Here is a 17,812-nt window from a genome sequence, read left to right on the forward strand (position 1 = left end):
TGAAGTCTCAATGTTCGGATGACCACGGTCTTGGTGCTGGATGCACTCAAACAAGCGTAGGCAGCCAAGAAACCGGGTAAGGGTCTGCTACACCATTCTGACCGTGGGTCCAAAATGAAAGCCAGTATGAGCCGAAAAGGAAATTGATACTACAAAGCCTGCATGGAATCCTTTCACCAGCATTCTCAAGCGTGAATTAATCTACTATAAACCCAGATTTAAGACCAAGCAGGAAGCCAAAGATAAATTCTAATAGGCTAGATTATGGAGATCTTGTATTAGTGCTATACGTTATACAAGCTTATGTTTGTAAACTCTATTAACCATTTCTGAAGATACAAACATGATGCTAAAAAGTAGAAGCAAAATAATGGATATCAACGCGTCGGCTAATGTATACCGTTACAATCAATATCTTTTGTAAAATAGAATATATGCTGCACTAGATCCATAATGTTTTCGTTTTTATGAATACCATATCGCACGTGGGTCAGCTGTAAAACAAGCAGGAATCCGGTAACTTAAGGATTCCTCCTTCTGGGGGGGGACCGCGTATTCGTCTTCAGTTGCATGAAGACGATCCGGGTCAATTTTCATGCAGAAAGAACGAGTGCTTTTTTGTGCTTGTTGGGAGGACTTCGTCATACTTTTCCGGTTGAAGGCGGCGTACTCCGTTTAATGCTTGCAAACGGAGTCGCCAACCTGCACCAGAGCATTCAGAATGCCGGCTCGTATTGTGAAACGGCTTGACACATCAATTAGTAAAAGGGGGAATATAAAATGAAGAGTTTCAACAGTGATTTTATGTTAGGTGCTGCTACTTCTGCTCACCAAGTAGAAGGGGATAATATCCATAATGATTTTTGGGTGATATGACGGGATCGACGTATAAGGAGCCCTCTCTTCAAACTGCAGATCACTTTAACTGATATCGCAAGGACATCAAATTGTTGGCAGGTGCAGGACTGAATGCATATCGTTTTACAATTGAATGGGCAAGAATTGAACAATCAAAGGGCAATTTGATCAGAAGGAAATTGAACATTACCGGGATGTCTTAAATTGCTGTCATGAAAATAGTGTAACACCGATTGTAACGCTGCATCACTTTTCGTCACCAAAATGGCTCATCTCCGAGGGTGGCTGGGAAAGTATATCGACAATTGATTTCTTCCGGGAATACATTCATTATGTGGTTTCCGAACTGGGTGATTTGATCCCTTATATTTGTACAATCAATGAAGCCAATATGGGAGTCCAAATCAAGAGAATTATGGAATACTTCATGAGTCAAAAGAACAGCAAGAACAACCCAGAGTATGGTGATGTTCAGGTGGGAATAAGGATGGATATGAGCGTTATGGAGAACTACTACCGTTCCGTCGGGGAAATTGTATTATCTATCAGCGTTGAAGGTTTGCCTGAAGCAAAACTTTCTATTAAATGGCGCCTTACCGTATCCCAAGAAATAGAATGCTCTAATTGCTTTACCGCAAAGAATAAGTCATTCCTCGGAATGGCTTATTCTTCGTCTCCCTCCCTGGGCTCTGCAAGCTCTGGGAAAAGAGCGGGGAGCATCAACTCACTTACGGCACCGTTATCGTTATAAAATCTCCAATTGGCCTTTCCTTCGTATAATAAGGAAAGACGTTGCACGGTGTTTCGGATACCAATATGCTCGCCGTCTCTGCCGGCAATAATTTTACCCTGATTTAATAGCTCCAGTTGGTTTATCGGGTAGCCGTTTCCTGTATCGGAAATGATGATTTTGGCAAACGGATAGAAGTCGATTTCGAATGAGTCCACATTCACCGCTATATGAATGCACTTACTAAATTGCACAGCATACTTGATTGAATTTTCTACAAAGTTTTGAATAAGCATAGGGGGAACAAGCATATCTGCTATCATTTTGTTGATGTCAACTGAATAGGTGAATTTATCCATGTAACGAATGGATTGAATCTGAAGATATGTATCCACGTGTTTAATTTCTTCATGAAGCGGGACAAAGTCGTTATCTACTTTGATCATGTACCGATAGAAATCAACGGAATGAACAATAAGCTGTTTGGCCGTCTGTGGATCTTTGTTCTCAAGCAAATTGTAAACCATATTCAGTGAATTAATAATAAAATGCGGCTGTATTTGCATTTGGAGACTTCGAAGGAGGGACTTCTGAACCTTGATTTCCTCTTCGTATACGCTTATTTTTAAGTGCTGGACTTCATCCATCATCTGATTAAAGGTTTGATTTACAATAGCAATCTCATTTGATACCCGGTAAGGTGAGATCCGGTACTGCAGGTCTCCGCGTTGAATATGTCTCATCGCTTTGTTCAGCTTTTGGAGCGGTTGAACCACAGTCAATCTTACTAGGAAGAACAGGACCGGAAGCAGCGCTGCTACAATTATCGAAATCGCTAGCGTATACTTTTGCATAAAAGGAAGTGCTTTCAAAATGGTGTCTTTAGGTATAACTTCCACGAACGAGATTGGTGCCGAAGAAGAAGGGGCTGTAATAATTAGGTTGTTCTTAGGGATATCAGAAATTGCACGTTGTAAGTCCTTATTCGGTATAAGGTATAAGGTGAAATTCGGATTATTTTTTGAATAATAGTTTAAAGATCTGTCTAGATTAACGTAAACTCCGGTTAGCACGCCATTGTCACCTTTGCTAAAGTGAATCATACTAGAATGATTATAGATCTTTATGAATTTCCAGTCCGTTTTTAATGATAAGTCACTTTTCTGCACAGATTCTGCAACTTGCATAACGTAGGATTTAACGGCGCTCCGCTCTTCCGATTTCTGGCTTGTCTGGCTGGTGCTAGCTGATAAATAAGCATTGTCGGTATAGACAAAAAGAGTGTCGACTATATTAGTGCCATAAAGAATTTGCTTAGAAAGATTCAAGGAAATCCTTTGCTTGGCTAATTCAGATTCGGATTCGTCGTTGCTTAACGTGAGTAGAAGATCACTTTGGAACCAGGCAGTATTGACAGCAAAGGTTACCGCATTATTAAGCTCGTTGTCTATTTGAATCCAATAGGACTGTAGCATATTCTGGTGGGTGTTCTCGACCTGCTTAACCAGCGTAGAACGGGATTGATAGTTGGTGTAGATAAACATTGCAATCACTGGAAGTAAAATAGCGAAAATAGCTAATAACTTAAAGAATATTGAGTTGTAAAATCCTTTGTGTCGAAGTCGTTTCATAACCAAGCTCCATAATGTGAAATTTAACCCGAATGGGCTATTACAATTATACTCTTAGAGGAATGGATGTCAAAACGGCAGCAGGAGGGTACCGAACATGAATGTGTTAATCGTAGATGACGAATTAAGTGCGATTGAAGCTGTGAGAAACGGAATTCATTGGGACAAGGTAGGGGTCCAGAATATTTATGTAGCTGCCAGTTTACAAGAAGCGATTCATAGATTCAGTGAATGTCCAATTGACATTTTACTTAGCGATATTGAAATGCCAATGGGTTCAGGGTTGGAACTGTTGAAATGGGTTAACGAGCACCACCCGCATGTAAAATGCGTTTTTATGACATGCCATGCTGATTTTCAGTTTTTGCAAAATGCCCTGCAATTGGGCAGTGTTGATTATATTCTGAAGCCGTTGGACTTCCCTAAAGTGGAGGTCGTTCTTGAAAATACAATGGAGAAAATCCGAATGGAGAGAATTTTAAAAGAGAATAGCAACTCTTGGATTCAAAACAAGAAATCAGTAATTAAACAGTTTTGGAAAGATTTTTTTCTTGGTGATATTGCACCCAATAAAGATAGCTTGACGAATTACTTGCGGCAGAAACGACTTGGTATTGATCTCGAGAATTCCTATCTTCCCATCTTAATTGTTACCAAGAAATGGACTGAACAAGTTACGAAAGAAGATCAGAAGTTACTGCAGTATGCATTGAGAAACATAACGGAGGAATTTCTCGTTATTCCGGAAACTGAAAAAGAGGTCATTCCTTTTTCTGATACATCAATTCTGGTTATGCTGAATATGGAAGCGGGTATAGAGGAACAGTATCTATTTAAAAAGATTGACGCATCTTGCCGCCAATTGACTGATATGGTAAAATGGCATATTAAGGAAATCATCTGTTGTTATATAGGAGGAAAAAACAATATTTACGAAATGCCGGCTATTATTGAGTCACTGCAAGAGATGGATTTTAACAATGTGATTCATGAGTCGGATATATTTTTTCTATATCAAGAACGTAACCAAAAAGGCTTTATACTTACCGATACACTTATCAATCGATGGAGAGATTGGATGCTACAAGGCAGATATGTCCAGATTTTGAATGAAATAAGGGAACAATTATTATCTCATGGTCAGAGGATCACACGTGATTTTCTTAAAAAATTTACGATGGAATTTTACTTTTTGATTTTTGAATTTGCCAGAGGCCGCCATATTTTTGTGAATGAACTGTTTGGTGATGAGCTATCAAACCAAATACTAGGGGAAGCTTCAGAGTCGTTGGCAGCCCTTCTTCATTGGGTGACTTACGCCATGGATCGTATGCAGAACTTTGATAAGATGAACACAAACTGCGTTAATCCAGTCGATAGAACGAAGGATTATATTCATCTTCATTTATCGGAGGAGCTTTCGATGGAGCATATTGCTAACAATGTTCATCTGAATGCAGATTACTTAACAAGAATATTCAAAAAAGAAGTTGGCTTATCCATCAGTAAATACATGATTAATAAAAAAATGGAAGTAGCCAAAGAACTTCTCATTCATACGGACAAAAGTATTGGTGAAATTGCCATGCTGGTCGGTTATTATAATTATTCGAGTTTCAATCGCATCTTTACCAAAGAGACTGGAATGTCTCCCCAGAAGTTCAAAATTAGCAACGTCACACAGTAATTGGTCGGAATTCGGAATCTATTAAGTCGGATCATGTATAACGTTAACTGCCACCTGTTTTCTATAATAAAGAGAAGACAGGCAAGAGATTATTCACTATAAGGGGGAACTTAAATGAAAAAGAAAATCACACCAGCGTTATTGGCTGCCTTACTGGCGGTATCTTTAGTTGGGTGCAGTAACAACAAGAGTAGCGGTAACAGCAACAATGGGACAAATCCGGCTCCAAATAATGTAAGCGCTTCAAACGAAAGTGATAGTGAATTATCCGGAAAAATTGATTTTAATGAAGAGCCTTATACGATCAAAGTTAACTATGCGGTTCTGGGGCAAGAGCAACCAGACCTCCCGAAAATTGAAGAAAAGTTAAATGAGGTTACCTTAAAAGAAATTAATGCGAAAGTCGATCTCGAAGGCGTTAGCTTATACAACATGGCGAATACTTATGCCCTCAAAGCTTCAAGCGGAGAGAAAGTAGATCTTTTGATGCTCATGCCGGGAAACAGATATCTTGCTCCTTTTGCTAACAATAAAATGATTCGTCCGATTGACGAAGAGCTTGAGAAGTGGGGGCCAGCGCTGAAAGAAACACTTGGCAACCTACTTGGTGCCGGCCAATTTGGTGGGAAACAATTTGCTATTCCTCAAAAAGTGGAACAAAAAAATACATTTGGCTTCAATATGAATAAAAGCATCATGGATAAGTACAACATCGATATTACCTCGATCAAATCGGTCGCTGACATGGACCCGATTTTTGCGAAAATTAATGAAGGCGAACCCGACATGACCATGATTGCGCCAGAAGTAAGCTCATCCAATATTGCGAGTAGCTTAGTTTATTTCGATGGATTCGGCAATCAATATGGAGGGCTTATGGATGACAGTGGTATGAAAGTCATAAATGAGTACGAGTCGGAGCAATGGATTAATGTGGTGAAAAAAGTTCGGGAATGGTACCTGAAAGGGTACATTTCCAAGGACGTAAGCACCTCACAAGACGATGGCAGCACTTTGTTGTACAATGGAAAGGTTTTTGCAACGTCGGCTAGTTCTGTGGGATTTAATGGAGGCAGTTTAAAACCAATCGAGCAAAAAACTGTAGCTTTGCATCCGCCTGTTCTTACTACCACTGACTCACAGCTGTTCCTTTGGGCAGTAGCATCGTCCAGTAAACGACCAGATAAAGCGATACAACTTCTTAACTTGCTGAATTCCAGCGCAGAGCTATCCACGTTGTTACAATTTGGCATAGAAGGTGAACATTACGAGCTTAACGCAGATGGGACCGTGGACGAAACCAAAAATGCGAATTACAATCAGAACAACTGGTTGATGTTCGGCGATTATGATAAAAAACCGCTTAGTGCAGCATTTGTAGAATCGAGTGGATTTAGCCCTGAAGATTATAAGATAAAACTGAAAGAATGGAATGACAATACGGTGAAGTCTCCAGCTTATGGTTTTCTATTCGATCCAACGCCGGTGAAAACGGAAATCGCGGCATTGGATGCGGTTTCCGAACAATATTCGAAGGTGATCGGCAATGGTTCTGTAGATCCGGATAAGTTGATAAAGAAATTTAACGAGAGTCTTTATTCTGCAGGCCTGCAAAAAGTTATTGACGAAAAACAGCAACAATTAGATGCTTGGCTCGCAGCAAACGGTAAGTAAACTTTTTCTATTGTCATAGAATCTGGTGTAATAAGAACTGGAGCTATCTTTCTGTAGTGTTTTTACAGGCGGACAGCTCTTTTTTTATTTCCAGACATGAAGAAATCATCAAGTCGGAAAAGGATATCTTTTGCGTCGTCATATGTATAACGTCAGGTTTCATTCCCTGTGTAAGATAGGATAGGGAAGTCCAGTAGGAGATCAAATACTTCACAGAATGCACAAATTGGGAGGCGGAATGAGTGAAAGTAACAACAGATGTGAATTTGCCCAACGCACGTAAAAAAAAGATAAATTGGAAGTCCTATATTCCTTTGTATCTGATGGCTTTGCCGGCGTTAATTTACCTGTTCATCAACAATTATTTGCCTTTGTACGGAATGCAAATCGCGTTTCGGGATCTTGATTTTTCCGGTAGCATTTTCGAGGGTAAGTTCGTATGGTTTGACAACTTTAAGTTCCTCTTCACAACCGACGATGCTTGGATGATGACAAGGAATACGGTTCTGTATAATCTTTTATTTATTGTGGTAGGCACAGTCGTTGCCATTGTGGTGTCGATTCTCTTTAATGAGATCATTAATAAAAAGTTTGCCAAGGCTTATCAATCTGCCATATTGATTCCTTATTTTATTTCAATGGTCGTCGTCAGTTATTTAGGCTTTGCATTTCTCAGCAGTGAAACCGGGTTCATCAATAACTCCATCTTGAAACCATTAGGAATTGATCTGGTGTCTTGGTATTCCGAGCCTAAATACTGGCCCTATATTCTCCTGTTCGTAAATATATGGAAGGCAATAGGATACAACTTACTGTTTTATACAGCGAGAATTCTCACCATCAGCTCGGATTATTATGAGGCTGCCAAGATGGACGGAGCAACGAAACTTCAACAAATTATGAATATTACCTTACCACTTCTCAAGCCAGTTATTATCTTGATGACTGTCTTGGCCATCGGAAGAATATTCTATTCCGATTTCGGATTATTTTATCAGGTTCCGATGAATTCGGGTGCACTGTATGACAGCACAACAACAATTGATACTTATTCATTCCGGGCGCTTATGAAGCTCGGTGATATCACGATGTCAACAGCAACAGGCGTATACCAGTCAGTAGTCGGTTTCATTCTGGTTGTGGCCTCAAATATTGTTCTTCGCAAATATAGCAAGGAAGATTCCCTATTCTGAGATGGAGTGATCAATATGATAGATATTAAAGAAAAAAAATGGTCTATAACTGGACATGTCGTAATGATTATCCTGTCCATTATGGCAGTAGCACCTTTTATTCTGTTGTTAATGTCCTCGATCACCGATGAAACAACTGCACTTAGAAACGGTTATAGCTTCTTTCCAGAGAAATTCTCGCTGGAAGCTTACAAATATATCGCCGGGCAATGGGAAGTAATCGGGAAAGCCTATCTGGTGTCAATATTCGTTACCGTAGTCGGTACCGTATCCGGTGTCTTTATAACCTCAATGCTTGCGTATACGCTTAGTAAGCCGGATCTACCGGGACGCAAGGTGCTAATGTTCCTGTTGATCTTCACGATGTTGTTTAATGGAGGTTTGACAGCCACTTATATTGTATATACACAAATATTCCATATTAAGGATACTGTATTGGGCTTGATGCTTCCTAATCTATTAATGAATGCGTATTTTGTAGTCATGTTTAAAAATTACTTTGAGTACACTCTGCCTGCAGCACTTGTGGAATCCGGGAGAATCGATGGTGCCACTGAATTTAAAATATTCTACAAGATCGCGATTCCCTTGTCCATGCCGATGTTCTTCACTGTCGGTATGACAGTTGCTTTAACATATTGGAACGATTGGATGAACGGGATGTACTTTCTCTCAACGAACAGCAAAATTCAAAGTGTGCAAACGATATTAAATAATATTAACGAGAATATTAAATTTCTACAGCAGAACAATGTAGGCACAGCGGTAACGACAGCAGATTTGCCATCAGTTACCATACGTATGGCTATTGCCGTTGTTGGTGTCTTACCGATGCTCATGTTGTTCCCGATCTTCCAGAAATGGTTCGTTAAAGGGGCTACGGCCGGAGCAGTCAAAGAGTAAAATTGAAAGATTTACATTTGGAGGATTCATATGAGCAAAAGCATAGTAGTACTTTAAAACAAAAAATTGATAATTCTAGGGAGTGTGTATAAAACATGTACGTTTGCAATCCGATTAACATGGAATACAAATATCAGTTTATCGAACAAAGAGGAAAGATGATTACTTATAGGGAAGCCGCAGATCCTTCTATGATTCTATTTCATGGGAAATACTTTCTGTTTCCCTCAATGACAGCGGGATTTCTTGCAAGCGATAACCTGCATGACTGGAAATTCTACCCTTTGCGGGGTTTGCCAATTCATGATTATGCTCCGGATGTGAGGGTTATAGGGGAATATATGTATTTTTCTGCATCAAATCAATCGAAGAATTGCTCTTTTTACAGAACAAAAGATCCGATTCGCGGTGAGTTTGAGGAAATAGAAGGGACATTTCCATTCTGGGATCCAAATCTATTTGTAGATGATGATGGAAGGGTTTATTTTTACTGGGGATGTTCCAGTCAAACGCCTATCTATGGGGTCGAGCTCGATCCAAGGGATATGAAACCCAAAGGGGAGCCGCTAGAACTAATCTATAGCAATAATACGGTTATTGGTTATGAGAGAAAAGGCGAAAATCATATCGCAAGAACACTTGAGCAAATTGAGGAGATAGTGCAAGGCTATGCAAATGGAAATCCAGGTAGTACAGATGAGCATCTGAATATGATTAGACAGGCGGTAGGGAATGATCCATACATTGAAGGCGCATGGATGGATAAGCATAACGGAAAATACTATCTTCAATATTCTTGCCCTGGGGCGGAGTATAACGTTTATTCGGATGGGGTCTACGTATCCAATAAACCATTAGGACCGTTTACGCTGGCGAATAATAATCCTTTCTCCTACAAGCCGGGGGGGTTCATTCCAGGTGCTGGGCACGGATCGACAATGGAAGATAAATACGGGAATCTTTGGCATTCTTCAACCATGAGAATCAGCGTCAATTATATTTTTGAAAGAAGATTGGGGTTATGGCCTGCAGGTTTCGATAAGGACGGGGAATTATTCTGTAATCAGCGATTTGGAGACTGGCCCTTCAGGATCGAACAGGCACAGATGAATCCATGGGAGAATCCGGAATGGATGCTGTTGTCTTACAATAAACCCGCTAAGGCATCATCCTTTATGGAAGGAAAAGAAGCTTCGAAAGCGATGGATGAGGATGCTCAAACATGGTGGCAAGCAGCTTCTAGTGCTTCCGGAGAATGGCTTGAAGTAGATTTGAAGTATTCATGCGACGTACATGCCGTACAAATCAATTTTGCCGACGATCAGTTAAATCTTTCGCTTCCAGAGGGAGCCGCTATGACAGAGGGACGATTCATCGACGAAAGTCAGCACTATACCAGATGGATTCTCGAAGGATCTGTAGACGGAAAAGACTATTTTGTAATTGAGGATAAGTCGGATACAAATACTGATTTGTCACATGATCTCATAGTGAATGAAGGCGGAATAAAGGCAAGGTATCTCCGGTGCATTGTAAAGGAGCTTCCTTTTAACCAACAGGCATGTATTTCGGGTTTTCGCGTGTTCGGGATTGGTGTTGGAGCACTCCCTGATAAAACAAGCGGAATCCAACTCGAACTTTTAGGTGACATTGATCTTTCGGTTTCCTGGAAGAGTGTTGAAACGGTCGGTTACAACGTGCTCTGGGGATTTACTCCGGATAAGCTGTATCATAGTCACATGATATTCGGAAGAAATCAGATGGTAATTAAGGCATTGATCAAAGGTCAGCCGCTATATGTCCGGGTGGATGCTTTTAATGAGATCGGGATAACCGAAGGCGAAGTTTACGAGGCGATTTAGTAATTACGCATGACCTTGGAAGAGAAAGTAAGCTTATGTTCTGGCATAGGCGCATGACGGGCCGCATGGCTTAAGAAAACAAAAGGGTGCTCAAGACCATATGGGGCTGATCCAAAGTGTGTCGGCAACCTGTTTCCGACCGCAGCAGGACTTGCTAGCTCATGGAACAGGGGGCTATTCAAACTAGTTGGTAATGCACTTGACGAGGGGTGTCAGGCAGAAGAAATACAAATTTTTCCTGGAACCGGTACGAATATTAAAAGATCACCGAAATGCAGAAGAAACTTTGAATACTTTTCTGAAGATCCGTACTTGTCTTCTGAACTAAAAGCCATTTATTAAATATAGAAAAGAGGGAACGTTTTGAGGAAGTTTAACAGTGATTTTTTGATGGGTGCTGCCACATCTGCCCATCAAGTAGAAGGTAATAATACAAATAGCGACTTTTGGGTATTGGAGAATATACCCGGATCCACATTTAAAGAGTCATCTATGGATGCAATGGAGCATTATTCTAAATTCAAAGAGGATTTAAAACTTTTAATAGATGCAGGTCTAGATGCTTATCGATTTACAATTGAATGGGCTAGAATTGAACCGTCGCTAGGTAACTATAATCAACAGGAGATTGAGCATTATCGGGAGGTTTTGAATTTTTGTCATGAGCAGGAAATTACCCCTATTGTAACACTGCATCATTTTTCATCACCTAAATGGCTGATTACAGAGGGTGGATGGGAAAGCGAAACGACTATTGAACATTTTGGACGATATTGTAAATTTGTAGTTTCAGAATTAGGGGATTTGATTCCGTATATTTGCACAATTAATGAAGCTAATATGGGAATCCAGATTAAAAGAGTCATGGAAGATATGATGAGCAATATGGCTGGTGAGTCTAAGCAAGAAAGTGGAGAAGTTCAGGTTGGGCTCAATATGGATATGAAAAAGAGAATGGAAGAGTATTACAAAGCAGCAGCAGAAGCCTTTGGAACAGATGCACAGAATGTGCATACCTTTTTGGCGCCCCGTACTGAAAATGGCGATTTGATTATTATGAAATGCCACGAAAAAGCAAGAGAGGTGATTAAATCGGTCAATCCTGCCATTCAAGTGGGTGTCACGCTTTCTTTGTATGATTATCAAACTTTGCCGGGTGGCGAGGAGTATGTAAGAGCGTTACAGGATGACGATTTTCTTCATTATCTCCCCTATATCCAAGATGATGATTTCCTTGGTGTTCAAAACTATACTCGAAAAGTCTATGGACCTAACGGGCCGGTAAAGTTGGAGGGGGATGCCAGATTAACTAAAATGGGATATGAATATTACCCGGAAGCATTATCGGGAGTTCTGCGCTATGTGTCAAAGTATTGGCATAAACCAATCATCGTCACAGAAAATGGGCTATCAACTACCGATGACAAAGAAAGAGTAGAGTTTATCGAAAGAGCCTTATCGGGTGTTCTCCAGTGTGTGGAAGAAGGAATCCCTGTAGTTGGATATACCCATTGGTCATTACTCGATAATTTTGAATGGCAGTTGGGGTATGCTCAGACATTTGGTTTAATTTCTGTTGACCGTACAACACAAACAAGATATCCAAAGGAAAGTCTGACGACGTTAGGTAACATTAAGAAGTTTGGAATTCAGTAATAGGAAATGGAGATGCTAACATACCATCGTTTATTCTAAGATTGAAAACCCGAACTATACGGTCTACAAAAATCAAAATGGACCATTAATTTGGGTGAAAGTGTTTCTTTTATAGAAGTGTTGAGAGACTTCCCCACGGTATTCCGGTTAATATCTCTAGTGATCCACGGAATGGAGTAATAGAGGGAGAGCAGGAGTATAAGACCAATACCAGCGCTTTTTTTAGTATTTAATGATTGCCTGTAAATATGACTTTTTTTCTGTTAATCCTACCATATTTTAAATGGTGATAAAAATTATAATCTATTTAATTGAACGTTTACTCAAAGACTTTACTGTTAAAGGATAACTAATTTTTGAAACTGGGAAATAAACTACAAGGTAAAGGGAGAAGTTATTTCATATGAACAGAGACATAAAAGAAGTGATATCCAAAATGACATTGGAAGAGAAAGCAAGCTTATGCTCAGGAATAAGTGCCTGGAATACCATAGCCTTGCCTGAACATGGAATCTCATCTATCATGTTGACGGATGGACCGCATGGTCTGAGAAAGCAGACGGGTGCCGAAGATCACATGGGACTCAATAACAGTGCACCTGCAACCTGCTTTCCAACTGCAGCAGGACTTGCCAGCTCCTGGAATAGAGAACTTATTGAAAAAGTTGGGACAGCACTTGGTGAAGAGTGTCAAGCTGAAGGAGTATCGATTCTTCTTGGACCAGGTACCAATATAAAGAGATCACCACTTTGTGGAAGAAACTTTGAGTACTTTTCAGAAGATCCTTATCTTTCTTCTGAACTTACAACTAAGCATATTCAGGGAGTTCAAAGTCAGGGGGTAGGGACTTCTCTGAAACACTTTGCCGCAAATAACCAGGAAACTAAAAGATTTAATATTGACGCTATTATTGACGAGCGGACTTTGAGAGAAATATATCTGGCAAGCTTTGAAGGGGCTATTATTGAAGCACAGCCTTGGACGGTAATGGCTGCCTACAACAAAATTAATGGCCAATTTTGTTCAGAGAACAGGAATTTATTAACGGAGGTACTTAGAGATGAATGGGGTTTTAAAGGCTTCGTTGTTTCTGACTGGGGTGCTGTAAGTGAAAGGGATGCAGCATTGTCAGCAGGAATGGATTTTGAGATGCCTACAAGCAACGGAGTAGGGACTAAGAAGATTATTGATTCTGTTAGCAGCGGTTCACTGTCTGTTGAAACACTGGATACTGCAGTGGAAAGGATCTTGGAAATCACTTTTAAAGCGTTAGATAGCAAGAAAGAAACTGCAACCTATGATAGAAATGCTCACCATGAACTAGCCAGAGAAGTCGCAGCGGAGAGTATGGTGCTCCTGAAAAATGAAGATCAAATTCTTCCACTTGGAAAGAAGGGGGAAATTGCCGTAATTGGCGCTTTCGCTAAAAAACCAAGATATCAAGGAGCAGGAAGTTCCCGGGTTAACCCAACAAAATTGGATATTCCGTATGATGAAATTAAAAGCACTTGTACAGATGCTCAAGTAGTCTATGCGGAAGGTTACTCCCTGAATAGTGATGAAATCAACGATGAAATCATAGCTGAAGCAACAAAGGCTGCAAGTGAAGCGGAAGTGGCAATTGTGTTTGTCGGATTGCCTGAAAAGTACGATGCAGAAGGAGTCGACAGAAAGCACTTAAGGCTTCCTGGAAATCAAGATGCATTAATTGAAGCTGTAGCCGAAGCGCAGCGAAATACCATTATCATTCTGTTAAACGGATCAGCAGTAGAAATGCCATGGGTAAATAAGGTAAAGGGCATCATAGAAGCCTATCTGGGCGGGCAAGGTATGGCCGGTGCAGTTGCAGATCTTTTGTTTGGTGACAGAAACCCATCCGGGAAACTTGCTGAAACATTCCCTGAAAAACTAAGCCATTCTCCATCTTATATTAATTTTCCGGGTGAAAGAGATAAAGTGGAGTATAGAGAAGGCTTATTTGTCGGATATAGATATTACGATAAAGTGGAAATGGAACCGCTTTTTCCATTTGGACATGGACTTTCCTATACTACCTTTGAGTATTCAGATATCCGTCTAAATAAAAAGGAGATTAACGATACAGAAGAAGTAACAGTAACCGCAAAAGTGAAAAATACAGGCAATCGATCAGGTAAAGAAGTGGTTCAGCTTTATGTGAAAGATGTAGTTAGCAGTGTCATTAGACCTGTTAAGGAATTGAAAGGCTTCGAAAAGGTTGCTCTGGAACCAGGCGAAGAGAAGGTAGTCACTTTTAAATTAGGAAAAAGAGCATTTGCTTATTATCATGTTGAATTAAAAGATTGGGTTGTGGAAAGCGGCGAATTTGAGATTCTTATGGGCAAGTCGTCCATGGATATTGAACTAAGTGAGACGGTTTACGTACATTCAACCGTTAAAATAAATAAAAAATATACGTTAGATTCGACACTCGGCGATATAGGTGCAGAACTAGCGGGAAAACAACTTGTTTCAAAGATCATAGAAGGTATGGGGTTTGGAGGTTCAGATTCTGACGCTCCATTCGGAATGGATTTGGAGTCACTGTTACACAGCCTAAAACTAAGGATCGTGGAAGCTCATGGTGGATTTCCAAGGGAAAAACTGGAGGAACTTCTAGAAACCTTGAATAGCAATTAAACAATGAGGACGTATGTGTGAGCACTCCTGTACCGGATTAAGGGATGATGAGAGAAATCCTCTGGATACTGTTCGGGTATAGCGGAGCTATGCAAAAGAAGGCGCCAAGGTTGTGGTTGCGGACCTGAATGGGGATGCCATCACTGAGGTAGTGTATTGGATCAATCTGGCCGGAGGCACAGCCGTAGGTGTAAAGGAGGCGCTGCCTATACGTCTGCCAAGCATGGCATGGTAGGCCTGACCAAGAATGTCGGTTATATGTACGCCAAGTCCGGAATCCGCTGTAATGCCATTGCGCCCGGCGGCGTGCGTACCCCAATAGCCCATTCTTTGGGGAATATCGATATGAACGGTATGCAAACGTTCAGGGAATGTGCCGGAACTCAGCGGTCCGAGCCGGTTGAGCCTATTTAAATCGCGACTGTTGCCCTTTTCCTTGCTTCAGAGGATTCCAGTTTTGTTAATGCAGCTATGATTGCAGCTGATGGAGGCTGGACAGCTTATTAATATCTGATTTGGTTGTGACGATCATAATGAAGCAGCATGCCTATATAGGCGGCTGCTTTTTTCTTTGTATTTGCGCGCAGACAAGCAGTAAATCAGTTATTTTTTCGCGAAGGACACTATTGTGTATTCAATGTTACATAGATGCAATACCGATTAAGAAAGCGTTTGCTAAAATCAGCATATAGCGAATAAAGGAGTGGAAGTTCATATGCTGTCAACTGAGAAAGTTACTAATGTAAATGCTGTCGGAGGAGACCTGGATCGAAAACTAAAGTTTGGTGAAAAATTCTCGGCTACCGTCCTTGACGGTACTGCAACATTTCACCTGCAAGTAGTTCAATTATTCTTACTGTTTTTCTATACGGACATCATGAAAATTAGTCCGGCTTATGTAGCAGGAATGTTTTTGGGTACCCGTATTCTTGATGCAGTCTTGACACCGGTATTCGGAATTTTTATTGATAAAGTGACAACGCCTTGGGGGAAGTACAAGCCATGGGTAATAGCGATTGGTATTGGAACAGGTATTATGGGTTGGTTAACCTATACCGTTCCGGATATAAGTTTTGATGGAAAAGTAGTATATGCCACCATTACTTATGTACTTTATAGTATATTCCTGTCAGTTACTTCAGCGCCTACAACTGCACTTAAACCTGCTATGACAAAAAGTATTGATGACAGATTATCCATGGGGCAAATCGGATATTTTGTCGTTATTATTGCAGCATTGCTGTCGCAAATAGCGGTCCAGCCTCTTTATAAAGCTTTAGGGGGCGGAAATGATGCCAGGGGTTTTTCGCTGATTATGGGAGGCTTCGCTGTTGTAAGCGTATTAATAGCCATGTATCAGCAGATTTCGATTAAAGAAAGATATGTTGTCAAGCCGGTCAAAAAAGAAAAAGGTCCCTCATTAAAAGAAATGTTTGTGTCTGTCTTTACTAACAAAACGGCTGTTATTGTATATCTGTTTGTTTTTGGCGTGAATTTAACTAACGGTATTCGATCGGGAGCAAGTATTTATTATTTTAAATATTATTTTCATAATGAAAGCTTATTAGCTATTGTCGGACTGGTCAGTCTGCTTCCGACAATGCTTGGTGTAACGCTGAGTTCAAAATTCACGAAACGTGTAGGAATCAGAAATAATCTGGTTATTTCCGGCGTTGTAGGTGTCATTGGAACGGCTGCTGCTATCGCACTTCCCCCTTCATCTATCGGAGTGATTATGTATATGGTTTTAGCCGCTGTAATCGCTTTCTTTGCAGGAATCTCAAGTCCGGCCCAGGGTACAATGATGCCTGCTGCAATGGATTATACAGAATGGAAGACCAAAAAGAACGTAAACGGATTTATGGCTTCATTTCAGGGTTTTTTACAAACCTTTGCAACCGCTATATCGGGTGCTATAACTGCCGGAATGCTGGCTGTGATCGGATATCAAAGCGGAGTTGAACAAACCAGCGGAACATTGCTTGGCCTTAAGATACTAATGAGTGTTGTGCCGGCCGTTGCTATGCTGTTTACATTATCCGTGTATTGGTTTGATCTTACTGAGGATAAGCAAGCTCAAATTACTAAGGAACTCGAAGAGCGAAGAAATAAGCAAGACGAAGATGTCAAGGAATAGAAAATTATACCAGTGATTACACAGATGTTGCTGGCCATTACACGGCTCATTTTCCACATCAGGGTGCCCCATTCTCAAGAGAGGCTTCTTGTATGTTCCGCAAAGATGGGAAGTTCTATTTGATTACCTCAGGTACTACCGATTATTTCCCTAACCCGAGTAAGGTTGCCACAGCAGACTTGATTCATGGACCGTGGAATGTACTTGGCAACCCGTGTATAGACGACAGCAATAATGATAGCTTTAATTGTCAGTTCAGCAGTGTGTTCAAAGTTCCAGGCAAGGAGTTATATATGGCCTTAGGGGATCGGTGGATGGTACAACCATGGAGGTTGCAGCCACGGGTAAAACGAATACTGCTCTTGCAACTAATGTGTGGCTGCCGATCAAATTCAATGAGGATATGCCTGTTTGAATGGAAAGAAGAATGGAGTCCTGCGGAATATCCGGATGAAGTACAAGTGGATCTCATGCAAGAAATGATCAAGAACATGAGGGGAGCTGCGGCCTCCTTTATGAGACGTAACGAGGAGCCGAAATAAGATAATAATAGAAAGAAGGGATATATTATGTACTTAAAAGATGGTGTGAAGTTGTCGGATTTGATCAGCAAGGCGAAATTATGCAAGGATGATGTGTATTACAAAACCGATGAAGGCGATGTGCTTAATTTGAAGTCACTTCTAACTCAATTGTTACTGCAATCTATAGCAAATAGCGACTCTTCTCTCTACGCCGGAGGCCAAATTGTGTGTAGCAACGAGGAAGAATCTGTCCACTTCTCTGAATACGCAAAGAACGAATAGGGTTGGCATTACAACG

At 40.6% G+C, this 17,812-nt stretch carries 13 protein-coding genes and 2 pseudogenes; 14 read left to right on the forward strand and 1 reads right to left on the reverse strand.

Annotated elements, in window-relative coordinates; genetic code table 11:
- Nucleotides 1-1,036: 1,036 nt before the first annotated feature.
- Entirely contained in the window at nucleotides 1,037-1,609 is a 573-nt protein-coding gene (locus tag NYE33_RS13615; RefSeq protein ID WP_231575440.1) for a family 1 glycosylhydrolase, read from the forward strand.
- Here NYE33_RS13615 and NYE33_RS13620 read toward each other — a convergent pair.
- A complete protein-coding gene (locus NYE33_RS13620) occupies nucleotides 1,522-3,219 on the reverse strand; it encodes a sensor histidine kinase (protein ID WP_042139191.1) in 1,698 nt (565 codons plus the stop codon). The genes NYE33_RS13615 and NYE33_RS13620 overlap by 88 nt on opposite strands.
- A 97-nt stretch (nucleotides 3,220-3,316) precedes the next feature.
- On the opposite strand from NYE33_RS13620, the gene NYE33_RS13625 reads away from it, so the two are divergent.
- The 13 genes and pseudogenes from NYE33_RS13625 to NYE33_RS13680 all read left to right on the forward strand — a co-directional run bounded on the left by NYE33_RS13625 (nucleotide 3,317) and on the right by NYE33_RS13680 (nucleotide 17,796).
- Nucleotides 3,317-4,906, forward strand: coding sequence for a response regulator transcription factor (locus NYE33_RS13625; RefSeq protein ID WP_042139190.1), 1,590 nt, complete (start codon nucleotides 3,317-3,319; stop codon nucleotides 4,904-4,906).
- 114 nt (nucleotides 4,907-5,020) lie between these two features.
- Nucleotides 5,021-6,580, forward strand: a complete 1,560-nt coding sequence (locus NYE33_RS13630) for an ABC transporter substrate-binding protein (protein WP_052422022.1) — start codon at nucleotides 5,021-5,023, stop codon at nucleotides 6,578-6,580.
- Between the two features lie 242 nt (nucleotides 6,581-6,822).
- Nucleotides 6,823-7,773 (forward strand): ABC transporter permease, encoded by a 951-nt coding sequence (locus tag NYE33_RS13635; protein ID WP_331281682.1) that lies wholly within the window; start codon nucleotides 6,823-6,825, stop codon nucleotides 7,771-7,773.
- Nucleotides 7,774-7,788: 15 nt separating this feature from the next.
- Nucleotides 7,789-8,676, forward strand: coding sequence for a carbohydrate ABC transporter permease (locus NYE33_RS13640; RefSeq protein ID WP_052422021.1), 888 nt, complete (start codon nucleotides 7,789-7,791; stop codon nucleotides 8,674-8,676).
- Nucleotides 8,677-8,795: 119 nt separating this feature from the next.
- Complete coding sequence (locus NYE33_RS13645) at nucleotides 8,796-10,538, forward strand: family 43 glycosylhydrolase (RefSeq protein ID WP_341066093.1); 1,743 nt, start codon at nucleotides 8,796-8,798, stop codon at nucleotides 10,536-10,538.
- A 9-nt stretch (nucleotides 10,539-10,547) separates the two neighbouring features.
- A pseudogene (locus NYE33_RS13650) lies at nucleotides 10,548-10,871 on the forward strand (glycosyl hydrolase); the annotation flags it as partial.
- A 30-nt stretch (nucleotides 10,872-10,901) separates the two neighbouring features.
- Nucleotides 10,902-12,194, forward strand: coding sequence for a glycoside hydrolase family 1 protein (locus NYE33_RS13655; RefSeq protein ID WP_042139188.1), 1,293 nt, complete (start codon nucleotides 10,902-10,904; stop codon nucleotides 12,192-12,194).
- A 403-nt stretch (nucleotides 12,195-12,597) separates the two neighbouring features.
- Nucleotides 12,598-14,853 carry a glycoside hydrolase family 3 C-terminal domain-containing protein gene (locus tag NYE33_RS13660; protein WP_042139187.1) on the forward strand — a complete coding sequence of 752 codons (2,256 nt, stop codon included), beginning with the start codon at nucleotides 12,598-12,600 and terminating at the stop codon, nucleotides 14,851-14,853.
- Between the two features lie 112 nt (nucleotides 14,854-14,965).
- Nucleotides 14,966-15,088 carry a hypothetical protein gene (locus NYE33_RS36505; RefSeq protein ID WP_269323287.1) on the forward strand — a complete coding sequence of 41 codons (123 nt, stop codon included), beginning with the start codon at nucleotides 14,966-14,968 and terminating at the stop codon, nucleotides 15,086-15,088.
- Nucleotides 15,052-15,360: pseudogene (locus NYE33_RS13665) on the forward strand (SDR family oxidoreductase); the annotation flags it as partial. The gene NYE33_RS36505 and the pseudogene NYE33_RS13665, both read left to right, overlap by 37 nt.
- Before the next feature lie 208 nt (nucleotides 15,361-15,568).
- Complete coding sequence (locus NYE33_RS13670; RefSeq protein WP_042139186.1) at nucleotides 15,569-16,990, forward strand: MFS transporter; 1,422 nt, start codon at nucleotides 15,569-15,571, stop codon at nucleotides 16,988-16,990.
- Between the two features lie 92 nt (nucleotides 16,991-17,082).
- Entirely contained in the window at nucleotides 17,083-17,532 is a 450-nt protein-coding gene (locus NYE33_RS13675; protein ID WP_042139185.1) for a hypothetical protein, read from the forward strand.
- Between the two features lie 27 nt (nucleotides 17,533-17,559).
- Complete coding sequence (locus NYE33_RS13680) at nucleotides 17,560-17,796, forward strand: hypothetical protein (protein ID WP_042139184.1); 237 nt, start codon at nucleotides 17,560-17,562, stop codon at nucleotides 17,794-17,796.
- The last annotated feature ends 16 nt before the right edge of the window (nucleotides 17,797-17,812 follow it).

It is taken from the genome of Paenibacillus sp. FSL R10-2199 (assembly GCF_038000235.1).
Lineage (GTDB): Bacteria > Bacillota > Bacilli > Paenibacillales > Paenibacillaceae > Paenibacillus_AQ > Paenibacillus_AQ phytohabitans.

Bases quoted from the DNA above. Each gene is read 5' to 3' on its own strand.
- NYE33_RS13660 (WP_042139187.1), top strand. From the start codon at position 12,598: ATGAACAGAGACATAAAAGAAGTGATATCCAAAATGACATTGGAAGAG.
- NYE33_RS13670 (WP_042139186.1), top strand. From the start codon at position 15,569: ATGCTGTCAACTGAGAAAGTTACTAATGTAAATGCTGTCGGAGGAGAC.
- NYE33_RS13640 (WP_052422021.1), top strand. From the start codon at position 7,789: ATGATAGATATTAAAGAAAAAAAATGGTCTATAACTGGACATGTCGTA.
- NYE33_RS13645 (WP_341066093.1), top strand. From the start codon at position 8,796: ATGGAATACAAATATCAGTTTATCGAACAAAGAGGAAAGATGATTACT.
- NYE33_RS13680 (WP_042139184.1), top strand. From the start codon at position 17,560: ATGTACTTAAAAGATGGTGTGAAGTTGTCGGATTTGATCAGCAAGGCG.
- NYE33_RS13630 (WP_052422022.1), top strand. From the start codon at position 5,021: ATGAAAAAGAAAATCACACCAGCGTTATTGGCTGCCTTACTGGCGGTA.
- NYE33_RS13675 (WP_042139185.1), top strand. From the start codon at position 17,083: ATGTTCCGCAAAGATGGGAAGTTCTATTTGATTACCTCAGGTACTACC.
- NYE33_RS13620 (WP_042139191.1), bottom strand. From the start codon at position 3,219: ATGAAACGACTTCGACACAAAGGATTTTACAACTCAATATTCTTTAAG.
- NYE33_RS13625 (WP_042139190.1), top strand. From the start codon at position 3,317: ATGAATGTGTTAATCGTAGATGACGAATTAAGTGCGATTGAAGCTGTG.